Genomic DNA, 13,531 nt, shown 5'->3' with positions numbered 1-13,531 from the left:
CGATCACCCGCCAAGCCTCTGCACCCGCTCCACCCAACAACCCGGTACCGTTCATGGAAATCAAGGTCAACTTCCTCGAAAACCGCCGTCTTGAGGCGAAATTCGACGATTTCAGCGTAATATCCGATCAGCCCGCACGTTATAAGGGCGATGGCTCGGCCCCTGGCCCCTTTGATTTCTTCCTGGCGTCCTCGGCACTGTGTGCCGCCCATTTCATCCGGGTCTACTGCCTGGCGCGTGATATTCCCACCGAGAAGATCCGCCTGTCCCAGAACAACATCGTGGATCCTGAGGATCGCTACAGCCAGATCTTCCGGATCCAGGTGGAGCTGCCGGAGGACCTGTCCGAGAAGGACCGCAAGGGCATCCTGCGTTCCGCGGAGCGGTGCACTGTGAAACGGGTGGTGCAGAACGATCCCACGTTTGAGATCGAGGCCGTGGATAACCTGGATGAGGATGCCCAGGCGCTGCTGACCATCCAGCCGGACGGGGAGCGGACCCGCATCCCGGGCAAGGACCTGCCCCTGGAGGACACCATTGCCAACATCACCGGCATCCTGGAAAAGCTGGGCATGCAGATCGAAGTGGGCTCCTGGCGCAACGTCGTGCCCAACGTCTGGTCCCTGCATATCCGGGATGCCGCTTCGCCCATGTGCTTCACCAACGGCAAGGGGGCCACCAAGGAAAGCGCCCTCTGCTCAGCATTGGGGGAGTTCATCGAACGGCTGAGCTGTAACTTCTTCTACAACGATTTCTACTGGGGCGAGGCGATTGCCAGCAGTGACTTTGTCCACCGCCCGGATGAACGCTGGTTCCCGCTGCGCTCCGATGACCTTTTGCCGGAAGGCCTTCTGGACGAGCACTGCCGCGCCATCTATGACCCCGATGGCGAACTCTGCGGCTCCCACCTGATCGATACCAACTCCGGGCGGCGTGACCGGGGTATTGTGGCCATGCCGTTCGTGCGCCAGTCGGATGGCGAGACGGTGTACTTCCCGTCCAACCTGATCGAGAATCTGTTCCTGAGCAACGGCATGAGCGCGGGCAATACCCGCCATGAGGCCCAGGTCCAGTGCCTTTCCGAGATCCTTGAGCGGGCGGTGAAGAAGGAGATCATCGAACAGGAGATGGCACTGCCGGAAATCCCCCAGGAAGTGCTCGCGAAGTACCCGCATATCCAGGAAGGCATTGAGGCGCTGGAGGCCCGGGGCTTTCCGGTGGTGGTCAGGGATGCCTCGCTGGGCGGCCGTTACCCGGTGGCCTGCGTCACGCTGATGAACCCCCAGACCTGTGGTGTCTTTGCCTCCTTCGGGGCGCACCCCAGCTTCGAGGTGGCCCTGGAACGCAGCCTGACGGAACTGCTCCAGGGGCGCAGCCTTGAAGGCATGGATGACCTGCCGTTGCCGACCTTCAATTCCATGGCCGTCACCGAGCCCAACAACTTTGTGGAACACTTCATCGATTCCAGTGGTGTGGTGTCCTGGCGCTTTTTCAGTGCCCGCTCGGATTACGCGTTCTGTGAATGGGATTTCTCCGGGACCAGCGGGGAAGAAGCCGACCACCTCTTCGGCATCCTCCGGGACATGGGCAAGGAAGTGTACGTGGCCATGTACGAGGAACTCGGGCTGCCGGCGTGCCGGATTCTTGTGCCGGACTACTCGGAGATCTACCCGGTGGAGGACCTGGTCTGGGACAACACCAACATGGCACTGGATTTCCGCGAGGATATCCTGAACCTGCACCGGTTGCAGGACGACCAGCTGCGGGCGCTGGTGGAGCGCCTGGATGACAGCGACATTGATATCTATACCGGCATCGGCACCCTGATCGGAGTGATGTTCGATGAGCACAGTGTCTGGGGGCAGCTCACCATTCTGGAACTCAAGCTGTTGATCCATCTGGCGTTGCAGGAGCATGAGGAGGCGCTGGATCTGGTGGAGATGTTCCTCCAGTTCAACGACAACCACGTCACCCGCAACCTGTTCTTCCGCGCGGTCCAGGCGGTGCTGGAAATCACCCTGGATGATGAGCTGTCACTGGCGGATTACCGGTACAGCCTTGGGCGGATGTTTGGTGAGGACACCATGGCGGCGGCGGTCGGTTCGGTGGACGGCAGCGTCCGCTTCCACGGGGTGACGCCAACGAACACGCAGCTGGAAGGCCTGGAAAAACACCAGCGGATGCTGGAGAGCTATCGCAAGCTGCACGCAGCGCGGGCCAGCGGCGGTGTTCAGTCAGGCGTCAGCCAGCCAGGTGCTGCCCAAGGCTCTGCCACAGCCCAACGCCACTGATGGTCAGCAGTACGCCACCCAGTACCCGGTAGAAGATTGGCGTTTCCGCTTTCAGGATGCGGTCGTGCGCGTAGAGCCCGAGGACGTGGCCGAGTGCGGCGCAGGGCAGGAGCCAGGTGTGGTGGATCAGCTGGAGATCCACCCCGGCGTAGATGAAAGCGGCCATCTTGATGGTGACCAGAATGAACCAGAGCGCGAACAGCGTATCGCGCAGTTGATGGCGCTCAAGATGCTGCGCGGCCACCGCGATGATCAGTGGCGCGCCGATGAGTGAGGTGCCGCTGATGTAGCCGCCCAGCACCAGGAACACCACATCCAGGGCCCGGCTGTTGCTCCGGAAGGGGCGGTTGAGCAGGTAGGACAGCGAGTAGACCGAGACAATCCCGAAAATGATCAGGCTCATGATCGTATTGGGCAGGGTAATCAGCCCCAGGACCCCGATGATCTTGGGCACGATCATGATCGCCAGTATCCGCCCCAGGTACCGCCAGTTCACTGTGCCTCCGTGGCTCTCCGGCGCGTTAAGGGCAGCGGCCCGGTTGTTCCGGGCGATGGTCAGGGAGGCGAAGACCAGTAGCTGCACGGAGATGATCGGCAGGAAGACCAGCGGCTCATTGTGGACCAGCAGCAGGAAGGGGAGTGAGAGCACGGCTCCGCCGAAGCCCAGCCCGGACCGGACGAACCCGCTCCAGACGAAAATCAGCGCGATCAGCCCGTACTGCAGTGTGGTCAGCTCAGCCATGGTTCTCTCGGGTCAGGCAATGGGAAAGGGCGCATTGTAAAGAAAGATCGTGCTCAATGGGGGCTGCAGCAGTGGACTATGATGCACGGGTGTTGGCTGAGAGAATGGCGATCCCAACACTGCGACCCCGAGTGACACCATGACCCAGCGCCAGCCCGCCAACGTCCACCAGATGCGCATCGGTGACTTCGTCCTGACAACCCTGCTTGATGCCCAGATGGAGGGCAGCTTCGGGCTGATCCAGTCCATCAGCGAGGAGGAGGTCCAGCGCCTGCACACGGAAAGCCGCCGCCCCACGCCGCCCCGGGTCACCCTGAACGCTTACCTGCTCCAGGGCCGTGACCGGATCGTCCTGGTCGATACCGGTATCGGGGCTTTTGCCGGGGATGCCGGTCCCTACCTGATGGAGGGGCTGGAGCGCATCGGCGTAAAGCCAGCTGAAATCGATACCATCCTGATCACCCACATGCACCCGGATCACGTCGGTGGACTGATCGATACGCAGGATCAGCCGGTCTTCCCGGACGCGGCGATTCTGGTTCCGGCCGGTGAGCTGGACTACTGGGGTGGCGACATTCCGGAAGACGCCTCCGGCATGCTGACGAACCAGTTCCACGCGGCGCACCGCGTACTCGCCGCCATGGGCTCCCGGATGCAGCGCCTGGAGGGCACGGATGTGCTGCCGGGCATCACGCGTGTACCGCTGCCGGGCCATACGCCGGACCATTCCGGCTATCGTGTGGTCTCCGGTGAGGACCGGGTGCTGCTCTGGACGGACATCGTCCACCTGCCGCACATCCAGTTCCCGCGCCCGGATGCCACGGTCGCCTTTGATGTGGATCCGGACCAGGCCGCGGCCACCCGGCAGCGGATCATGGCCGAGGTGGCTGAGTCCGGGGAGCTGGTCGGCGGTCATCACGTCGACTTCCCCGGGGTGGGCTACGTCGCCGTGGACGGAAAGGGCTACCGCTTCCTGCCCCACGTCTGGCAGCCGCTGGTGTAACGTTCTGTTGGCGGTCTGAACTCTTCCTGCCGCAGCCGCGTAAAAGGCCACAGGTTCAGTAAACAGCCAGTGTAAAGGCAGGTGATCCAGTGGCTTCAACAGAGACCGGAAGCAAGCACCCGGTTAGCGATACAGGGCACAGTGATGCCGCGCTTGCGGCGCGCATGGCGGCGATCGAGTCGTCCATCGCTAAGATCGAATTCACGCCGGATGGCATCATTGCGGACGTCAACGATCATTTCCTGAGCGCCGTGGGTTACCAGGCCGACGAGGTGCTGGGGGCGCATCACCGGATCTTCTGCGATGCGGATTACATCGAATCCCGGGCGTACCGTGAGTTCTGGAAGCAGCTGCGTTCCGGACAATCGCACAAGGGCACCTTCCCGCGCGTGACGGCCAACGGTGATCGGATCTGGCTGGATGCGACCTATTTCCCCATTCTGGATGATCAGGGGCGCGTTAGCCGGATCATGAAGATCGCATCGGATGTGACCGAGGAACATGAACTGCTCATGGACCAGCAGGCCGTGTTCGATGCCATCAACCGTTCCATGGCGGTGATCGAGTTCCTCCCGGACGGCACCATCCTCCAGGCCAATGACAACTTCCTGAATGTGATCGGCTATCGCGCCCAGGACGTGGAAGGGCGCCATCACCGGATCTTCTGCTTTGATGCCTTCTACGAGCAGAATCCGGATTTCTGGGAGCGTCTGGGCAACGGCGAGTTCATGACAGGCCAGTTTGAGCGGCGCCGGGCGGACGGCAGCAAGGTCTGGCTGGAAGCCTCCTACAACCCGGTTCTGGACGAAGCCGGCAACACCCTGAAGGTGGTCAAGTTCGCCAGTGACATCACGGCGTACATGGAGCAGTCCCTGCGTACCCAGGAGGCGGCGTCGGTGGCCTCTTCAACCGCCTCGGAAACGGCGGACATCGCCCGGCGGGCCGGCGAATCCCTGAACCAGTCCCTGGAGACATCCACCCAGATCGACGACGGCGTTGCACGGGTCAGGAGTGTGGTTGAGCAGCTCAACCAGAAGACCGAAAGCATTGAGGAGATGGTGACCACTATCTCCGGTGTGGCCGAGCAGACCAAGATGCTGGCGCTGAATGCTGCGGTTGAGGCGGCACGGGCTGGAGAACACGGGCGTGGCTTCGGCGTGGTGGCCGAGGAGGTGCGCAAGCTCGCCTTCAACTCCCGCGAGGCGAGCCGTGATATCTCGGGCGTGATCAACTCCATTGTGGAGCTGTCGTCGGACGTTGAGAAACAGATCGACCGCGTGGGCACCGTCGCCACCGAGGGTCGCAGCCAGATGAACGACGCCGTCGCCATCGTTGACGATATCCGCAGTGGCGCCCAGCGCGTGCTGGATGCCGTCGAGGGCATCAACCGGGGCCAGTAGAACTCCGGATGCTATCCGCCCCCTTTTCGTGTATGATGCCGCGCTTTTAACGGAGCCGGCTCAGCCCCCTCCGTTCCCTTCCTAGGATCAGGCTGTACCATGTACGAAAAGATAAAGTTGGGTTGGTTCTCCAACCTCAAGGGCGATGTACTGTCGGGCATCGTCGTGGCCCTCGCGTTGATTCCCGAGGCGATTGCCTTCTCCATCATTGCTGGTGTGGATCCCAAGGTGGGGCTCTACGCCTCCTTTGCCATCTGTGTGGTGATCGCCTTCACGGGCGGGCGCCCCGGGATGATCTCGGCGGCCACCGGGGCCATGGCCCTGCTGATGGTCACGCTGGTGAAAGAGCACGGGCTGGAGTACCTTCTGGCGGCCACGCTGCTCACCGGTGTGCTTCAGATTGTCGCCGGTTATCTCAAGCTCGCCGACCTGATGCGCTTTGTCTCGCGCTCGGTGGTGACCGGCTTCGTCAACGCCCTGGCGATACTGATCTTCATGGCCCAGCTGCCGGAGCTCACGGACGTCACCTGGCACGTCTACGCCATGACCGCGGCCGGCCTCGCCATCATCTACGGCTTTCCCTGGTTGCCCAGCATCGGCCGCACCATTCCCTCGCCGCTGGTGTGCATCGTGGTGCTGACCGCGGTCTACATGATCACCGGCATGGAGATCCGCAGTGTGGGTGACATGGGTGAGCTGCCGGACAGCCTGCCGGTCTTCCTGTGGCCGGACATCCCGCTCAACCTGGAAACCCTGACCATCATTTTCCCGACCGCGCTGATGCTGACGGTGGTGGGTCTGCTGGAATCGATGATGACCGCCACCATTGTGGATGACCTGACCGATACCGCGAGTGACAAGAACCGCGAGTGCCGGGGGCAGGGCATTGCCAACATCGGTTCTGGGCTGCTGGGTGGCATGGCTGGCTGCGCGATGATTGGTCAGTCGGTGATCAACATCAAGTCCGGCGGCCGCAGCCGCCTTTCCACCCTGTTTGCGGGGGTGGCACTTCTGATCATGGTGGTCTTTCTGGCGGACTGGGTGTCGCAGATCCCCATGGCGGCCCTGGTCGCGGTGATGATCATGGTGTCCATCGGCACCTTCAGCTGGGAATCCATCCGTGACCTGAAGAAACACCCCATGAGCACGAACATCGTGATGCTGGCGACGGTGGCGGTGACCGTGGGCACCCACAACCTGGCGATCGGTGTCTTCGTGGGCGTGCTGCTCGCGGCGATGTTCTTCGCCAATAAAGTGGGCCAGATCCTGTATGTGGGCTCTGAGGAAACCGACGAGGGCGAGCACCGTATCTACCGCGTTGTGGGTCAGGTATTCTTTGCCTCATCGGAGCGTTTCATGGACGCCTTCGATTTCAAGGAGACCGTGGAGCGGGTCACCATTGACCTGTCCCGAGCCCACTTCTGGGACATCACCGCCGTGGAGGCGCTGGACCGGGTGGTGATCAAGTTCCGCCGCGAAGGCACAGCGGTGGAGCTGATCGGTCTCAACGAGGCGAGCGCCACCATCGTCGACCGCTATGCCGTGCATGATGATCCGGCTGCGGTCGAGAAACTGATGGGAGGCCACTGATGACTCAGGGCGATAACAACAACAGGAATGACATGACCGAACAGGTAATGGCCGCCATCGACGGCTCACAGTTCTCGGAAGCGGTCTGCGACAGTGCCGCCTGGGCCAGCCAGGCGCTGGGCGTGCCGCTGACCTTCCTGCACGTGAATGACAATCATACCGCCCCCGAGGAGCAGGATCTTTCCGGCAACCTCAGCCTCGGGGCGCGTGAGCACCTGATGGAAGAGCTCTCACGCCTTGATGAGGAACGGGCCCGGGTGGCCCAGGAGCAGGGGCGGCTCATGCTGCAGGCGGCGAAGGAGCGTGCCCTTGAGGACGGTGTGGCCGAGGCCGCCACCCGCCAGCGCAACGGTACCCTGGTGGAGACCCTGGAGGAGCTGCAGAGTGAGATCCGCCTGCTGGTACTGGGTAAGCGGGGCGAGGGCGTGGACCAGGCGAGTGAGCACCTCGGCTCCAACCTCGAACGGGTCATCCGTACCCTGCATCGCCCCATACTGATGGTACCGCCGGCTTTCACCCGCCCCGAGAAGGTGATGATCGCCTTTGACGGCAGCAAAACCACGCGCAAGGGTGTGGAAATGCTGGCCCGGAGTCCTCTGTTTGAGGGGGTGACGGTGCATGTGGTGATCGTCGGCGGGGACCTGGCCGACAACCGTTCCCATCTGGACTGGGCCCTGGAGACCCTGCGTGGGGCCGGCCACGATGCCGAGGGCGCCATCCGTCCGGGCGAAGTGGAGGGCACCCTGCACGCCTACCAGGAAGAGCAGGGCATCGATATGCTGGTGATGGGCGCCTACGGCCATTCCCGCATCCGGCACCTGCTGGTGGGCAGCACCACCACGGATATGCTGCGCCGTACCCGGATACCGTTGCTGCTGCTCCGATAGGCCCGGTCTCCGGGTCAGTGCTTCAACCGGAACCATCGGGAGGGCGTATGCAGTCACCGCTTGGCATCATCGAGGGGTTCTACGGGCCACTCTGGTCCTGGCGGGAACGCCGGCGTGTGATGGAACGGCTGAGCCATTACGGCTACTCATTCTACCTCTACGCCCCCAAGGGCGATCCCCTGCTGCGTGAGCAGTGGTTTGAGCCCGTGCCCGAGGATACCCGGGCCGACATGGAAGCATTCGCCTCGGCCTGTCGGGAGCAGGGCGTCCGCTTCGGGGTCGGGTTGAGCCCGCTGGGCGCACTGGAAGCCTTTGACGACGTCATCCGCCAGGCCCTGCTCCACCGTCTGAAGACCCTCGATGGGATCGGGGTCCAGGATCTCGTGATCCAGTTTGACGATGCCCTGGCGGAGCTGCCGGATCTGGCCGCGCGCCAGGTGGAGCTGGTGCACTGGGTGCGTGAGCATTCCGCCGCCGAACGGATCATTGTCTGCCCCAGCTACTACTCCGACGATCCCATGCTGGATGCGCTCTTCGGCACCCGTCCTGAAGGCTACCTGGAGACGCTGGGCGCCTCCCTCGATGACCGCATCGAGGTATTCTGGGCGGGTGAGGAGATCTGCGCCCGCCAGTGGTCCCCGGGGCATCTGGAACGGGTGACGGAACAGCTCCAGCGCCGCCCCTTCCTGTGGGATAACTACCCGGTGAACGACAGCGCCAGCATGGTTGATCGCCTGCACCTGCGGGGCTTTACCGGCCGCCCGGCCGCGATGGGCCCACTGTGTTCCGCTCACGCCATCAACCCCGCCCTGCAGCCCACGCTTGCCTGCATTCCCGCGCTTACGCTGGCGGACAGCTATCGCCAGGGTGAGGCCTACCAGTACATGGAATCCACGCTCACGGCGATGGTCGAGGTACTCGGGGAATCCCTGGCTGCGCAGATGTTTGCGGATCTTCCGGCACTCCAGGACGCGGGGCTGGCAATGGGCAGTGTGCAGAAGCAGCATCTGCGCGCCATCTACGCCGGCTGGGAGCATCCTGCTGCGCGTGAGGTGGTGGATTGGCTGGACGGCCGGTTCAGGGGAGAGGGGGCGCCCTCGCTGTGAGGCCGCCCCGCCACAGCGTCCTATGACGCTGTGGTGATCAGAAGTTGTACTGGACAGCCGCGGAGGCCATGTCCAGATCCGTATCCTCAAGGGTGAAGCGCTCATACTGCAGGCGCAGGTCCGTATGCTCGGTCAGGGTGAGGCGGACGCCGGCGCCATAGAAGGGATCATCGCCACTGTCACTGCTGGTGATTGGGCCCAGACTGCGTTCACGGTCCCAGGAGAGGTTGCCCACTTTCGCATAGGGCGCGAATGTATCGGTCAGCGGCAATGCCACCATGCCGGAGATGGTCTGGCCGTCCGCCTCCATGTCAGCGTTGCCGTCGCTGGTTTCGCCGAAGTCGATGTGCCCGGCCTGGAGGCTGAAGATCCGGCCGAATTCGACACCGCCAAAGGCCCGCCAGGCACTGTGGTCATCCTTGAGGCGGTCGTTCTCGTTCAGAAAATCCTCATCGTCCAGCCGGTAGTAACCGATGCCGCCACCCAGGTAGGGGCGGATCTCACGGTCACCACTGGTCTGCGAAACAGCTACTGGTGTGGCGAGCGACAGGCTGATGCCGATGATTGCGATATTGAGGGTGCGTTTCATGACTCGCTTCCTCCGTGACGGGAGTTGGGTTTGAACTCTGTTTCACCTCAGGTCTTCCTGTTTTTCATTGTTTGACTCGTACGCTACCGGGGGCAGTCAGCTGTCCAAAATACAATCCATTCAGGCAGCGGTAATGGACAGGCGCTCGGTTAATCCGGGGAGGAGAAGCGGTACCATGCGCTGTGCGGGGTGGGGGACCGGTTGTGGACGGTAAGGGGGGATTAACGTCTGACAGGGCGCTGTGCGTCCTGTAATGCCTGGAACAACCCCCGGAACCCATGCCGGTTGCCTTGAACTGTGCGCACTGACACGCCGGCTTGTTGGCGTCCGTGTTAGAACTGAGCTTTACTGCATGCATCAATAGCGCGTCACCTCCAACAATAATCCGATACGACGGGGCTTTACATGAAACACACGGTGGTACTGGTCATTGCGTCGCTGGCCCTGACGGGCTGCGCTGGTGGTTACTGGCAATGGGATTCCGACGAGCGCACCACCGGATCCCAGGAGATGGAAGCGCGGGACACGGCGGAGACTGCGCAGGCATCGGAATCCGCGGAGCCGGATCGTCAGGACGATGCCGCAGCAGAGGAGAGTCAGAGCACCACCTCCGGGGCTGATACGGACACCGCGACAGAGGCGACGGCAGCCGCTGCCGAAGAGGAGGCCGGAAGCACGGAGGCCGGGGCGTCCGGAGCAGCGGATGATGAGCAGATGGCTGACGCCTCAACAGACCCGGAGCCAGCACCTGAGCCCGAGCCTGCGTCCGATCCTGAACCGGAACCGCAGCCTGAACCCGAGCCTGAGCCGGCACCTGAGCCTTCATCCGAGCCGGAGCCGGAGCCGGAGCCGGAGCCGGAGCCGGAGACTGAGACTGCATCCGCTTCTGACGCGGAGCCCGCGACCGACACCGGTGCCGAGGAGCAGGAGGTTGGGAACAATCCAGGCAGTAACCTCATGTGCAGTCTGGGTGGTGGGCCTGCGGCCTACGTCAACATGAAGCCCTCGGAACATCCACCGCTGACGGACGGTGAATACCAGCGTCTCCAGCAGCAGCTGCAGGAGCGTGCAGCGGCCGGTGAGGATGTCGCCAAGTATCGTGAGGAGATCGAACGCGGGCGTTCGGAAGGCGGTGTGATGGCCTGGTTCTACCGCTGCTGGCTGGAGACGTCCTGAACGCTGGTATCGCACTTGCATATACTGCCGGGTCATTCACCCGGCAAGGCAGGGCGGCTCCGCATTCATGGCATCCAGGCTGACGGTCTCCATTGGCCAGTGTTCCAGAAAGGGGCACAAAGGCGTTAATCAGGATTTTTACGGTGCATGCCGGCCACAGGGGTCGGAACTGGAGACCAAGGGGATCGCTGTGGCCCTGGCGGACGGCATCGGCAGCAGTGATGTCAGCCAGGTGGCCAGCCAGGCAGCAGTTACCGGGTTTTTCGAGGACTATTACGCCACGCCCGAGGCCTGGTCCGTCAGTAACGCCGCCCAGCGGGTGATTGCCGCCACCAACTCCTGGCTTCACGCCCAGACCCGCCGCAGCCAGTACCGCTACGACATGGATCGCGGCTACGTCTGTACCCTCAGTGCCCTGGTACTGAAGGGCACTTCCGCCCACCTCTTTCATGTCGGTGACAGCCGCATCTACCGGCTCCAGGGCAGCACGCTCGAGCAGCTCACCGAGGATCACCGCATCCGGGTCTCCCCGGAGGAGAGCCACCTGGCACGGGCCATGGGTGGGGATGAGCGAGTGGAGATCGATTACCAGCGTGTACGCATCGAGCCCGGTGATGTCTTTGTGCTCACGACCGATGGCGTGCATGAATTCCTGAGGCCCGCCGCCATGGCGCGGATGATCGCCGGAGGTGGGGGCGACCTTGATGGGGTGGCCCGCCAGATCGTCGATCAGGCCTACGACGAGGGCAGTGATGACAATCTGACCGTGCAGGTGGTGCGCATTGATTCGGTGCCGGAACAGGCGCAGCCCGCGGAGGCCGTACAGAACCTGATCGGACTGCCGTTTCCCCCGGTGCTGGACCCGCCCGTGATATTCGAGGGCTATCGCCTGCAGCGCCAGCTCCATGCCAGCGCCCGCAGCCATGTCTATCTGGCGGTGGTGGAAAGGACCGGCGAACGGGTCGCACTCAAGACACTGGCCACGGAGATGCGCGATGACCCGGGGCAGGTGGAGCGCTTCCTGATGGAGGAGTGGATTGCCCAGCGCATCAATCATGCGCATGTGGCCGGCGCCCGTGCGCCGCAGCAGGAACGGCACTACCTCTACACCGTCATGGAATTCATTGAGGGGCGCACCCTGGCCCAGTGGATGACCGACAACCCGCAGCCGACACTCGAGGCCGTACGGGACATCGTGGAACAGGTCGCCAGAGGGCTGCAGGCCTTCCATCGCCTGGAGATGGTGCATCGGGATCTGCGCCCGGCCAATGTCATGATCGACCAGGAGGGCACCGCCAAGCTGATTGATTTCGGCTCGACCCGGGTCCCAGGCGTCCTGGAAATGGTTCCGGTGGTCGTCGATGAGGGCCCGCTGGGCACTGCCGCCTATTCCGCGCCGGAGTATTTCCTGGAGGGGGAGGGTACGATGCGCTCGGACATCTATTCCCTGGGGGTGATCACCTACCAGATGCTGACCGGCCAGCTGCCCTACGGCACGGAGGTGGCGAAGGCCCGGAGCCGTTCTGCCATGCACCGGCTGCGTTACCAGTCGGTGCGCCTCTATAACCCGGAGCTGCCGGTCTGGCTGGATGGAGTGCTGCGAAAGGCACTGCACCCGGATCCCTACAGGCGCTACGAGGCCCTTTCGGAATTCACCTTCAATCTGCGCCACCCCGGCCGCGAGGCCTACAGCCAGGCCCCGCTGCCTCTTGTGGAGAGGGACCCGGTGCGCTTCTGGCAGGGCACGTCACTGGTCCTCGCGAGCGCGGTGGTGGCCCTCCTTGTGTTGCTGTTTGTCTGACGGCTCAGCGCTCCAGGTCGGCGTAGCGGACACCGGTCAGGTCCTCGGAGACGGACCAGAGCTTGTGGGCGACTTCCTGGTTGCGGGCCAGTCGCCTTATATTGGCTTCCGCTGGCATGCCCCAGAGCTCCTGGAAACCATGGGGGCCATAGTACTGGCCAGGCTCCGCCTGGGGTGAGGTGGCCGCGAACACGCTGGGGTAGGCCCCCTTCTCCTGGGACTGCGCGGTCACCGCGTTGAACAGGCTGTGCCCGGGAATGGTGCGCTGCAGGTTGGTCGCTGAGTAGCCCGGGTGTACAGCGATTGACTGGATGGTGTCCCGGGCGCTGCGCAGCCGCCGGTCAAACTCCAGGGCGAACATCAGGTTGGCCAGCTTGCTCTGGCCGTAGAACCGCCAGCGCTGGTAGCCCCTGCTGGCATCCAGGTTCTCGAAATCGAGGCTGCCAATGCGGTGGGCCAGGCTGCTGACGGTCACCACGCGAGCGCGCTCCGCCGCCCGCAGTCGATCCATGAGAAGGCCGGTGAGGGCGAAGTGGCCCAGATGATTGGTGCCGAACTGCATCTCGAAGCCATCCCGGGTGTACTGAAGGGGCGGCGCCATGACGCCGGCATTGTTGAGCAGTATGTCCAGCTTCGGGTAGTGGTCGTAGATGCGCTGGGCAAAGTCCCGTATCGAAGACAGGTCTGACAGGTCCAGCTGCATCAGGTTGAGGTCGACATCCGGGGCACGGGCCCGGATGTGGTCCATGGCTGACTGCCCCTTCTCCCGGTTGCGGCATGCCATGATGACGTGGGCGCCCCGTTGGGCCAGCCTGCGCGTGGATTCCAGTCCGAGCCCACTGTTGGCACCGGTAATCAGCACCGTGCGGTCCGTGAGATCCGGAATGTCCGCGGGCGTCCATGGAATGGGGTTGCGGCTCATGGATTGTCCCTCCTGTAGGTTCCT

At 63.2% G+C, this 13,531-nt stretch carries 11 protein-coding genes; 8 read left to right on the top strand and 3 right to left on the bottom strand.

Annotated features, from left to right (window positions below; translation table 11 throughout):
* Positions 1–53 precede the first annotated feature (53 nt).
* Entirely contained in the window at positions 54–2,291 is a 2,238-nt protein-coding gene (locus QZ501_RS04170; RefSeq protein ID WP_295717422.1) for an OsmC domain/YcaO domain-containing protein, read from the top strand.
* On the opposite strand, the gene QZ501_RS04165 is transcribed toward QZ501_RS04170, so the two are convergent.
* A complete protein-coding gene (locus QZ501_RS04165) occupies positions 2,242–3,033 on the bottom strand; it encodes a sulfite exporter TauE/SafE family protein (RefSeq protein ID WP_151441187.1) in 792 nt (263 codons plus the stop codon). The genes QZ501_RS04170 and QZ501_RS04165 overlap by 50 nt on opposite strands.
* A 139-nt stretch (positions 3,034–3,172) precedes the next feature.
* Between QZ501_RS04165 and QZ501_RS04160 the strand changes: the two genes are divergently transcribed.
* From QZ501_RS04160 to QZ501_RS04140, 5 genes are all read left to right on the top strand, one after another.
* Positions 3,173–4,036: an MBL fold metallo-hydrolase gene (locus QZ501_RS04160; protein WP_295717420.1), complete on the top strand. Its 864-nt coding sequence runs from the start codon at positions 3,173–3,175 to the stop codon at positions 4,034–4,036.
* A gap of 89 nt (positions 4,037–4,125) precedes the next feature.
* Positions 4,126–5,436 (top strand): PAS domain-containing methyl-accepting chemotaxis protein, encoded by a 1,311-nt coding sequence (locus tag QZ501_RS04155; RefSeq protein WP_295717418.1) that lies wholly within the window; start codon positions 4,126–4,128, stop codon positions 5,434–5,436.
* A gap of 99 nt (positions 5,437–5,535) precedes the next feature.
* Entirely contained in the window at positions 5,536–7,026 is a 1,491-nt protein-coding gene (locus QZ501_RS04150) for a SulP family inorganic anion transporter (RefSeq protein WP_295717416.1), read from the top strand.
* Between the two features lie 32 nt (positions 7,027–7,058).
* The gene (locus QZ501_RS04145) at positions 7,059–7,913 is read left to right on the top strand and encodes a universal stress protein (RefSeq protein WP_295717467.1); all 855 of its coding nucleotides are present in this window, start codon (positions 7,059–7,061) and stop codon (positions 7,911–7,913) included.
* A gap of 47 nt (positions 7,914–7,960) precedes the next feature.
* Complete coding sequence (locus QZ501_RS04140) at positions 7,961–9,019, top strand: beta-N-acetylglucosaminidase domain-containing protein (protein ID WP_295717414.1); 1,059 nt, start codon at positions 7,961–7,963, stop codon at positions 9,017–9,019.
* Between the two features lie 37 nt (positions 9,020–9,056).
* Here the strand turns inward: QZ501_RS04140 and QZ501_RS04135 are convergent, their stop codons facing one another.
* Complete coding sequence (locus QZ501_RS04135; protein WP_160897694.1) at positions 9,057–9,608, bottom strand: porin family protein; 552 nt, start codon at positions 9,606–9,608, stop codon at positions 9,057–9,059.
* A gap of 405 nt (positions 9,609–10,013) precedes the next feature.
* On the opposite strand from QZ501_RS04135, the gene QZ501_RS04130 reads away from it, so the two are divergent.
* Both QZ501_RS04130 and QZ501_RS04125 read left to right on the top strand, forming a co-directional pair.
* Complete coding sequence (locus tag QZ501_RS04130; RefSeq protein ID WP_295717410.1) at positions 10,014–10,784, top strand: hypothetical protein; 771 nt, start codon at positions 10,014–10,016, stop codon at positions 10,782–10,784.
* A gap of 67 nt (positions 10,785–10,851) precedes the next feature.
* Positions 10,852–12,585, top strand: coding sequence for a bifunctional protein-serine/threonine kinase/phosphatase (locus QZ501_RS04125; protein WP_295717408.1), 1,734 nt, complete (start codon positions 10,852–10,854; stop codon positions 12,583–12,585).
* 4 nt (positions 12,586–12,589) lie between these two features.
* On the opposite strand, the gene QZ501_RS04120 is transcribed toward QZ501_RS04125, so the two are convergent.
* Positions 12,590–13,507: an oxidoreductase gene (locus QZ501_RS04120; protein ID WP_295717405.1), complete on the bottom strand. Its 918-nt coding sequence runs from the start codon at positions 13,505–13,507 to the stop codon at positions 12,590–12,592.
* Positions 13,508–13,531: the final 24 nt, after the last annotated feature.

This window comes from uncultured Halovibrio sp. (assembly GCF_913056445.1).
Classification (GTDB): Bacteria; Pseudomonadota; Gammaproteobacteria; order Pseudomonadales; family Oleiphilaceae; genus Halospina; species Halospina utahensis_B.
This window is presented reverse-complemented; position numbering and strand designations above follow the sequence as displayed.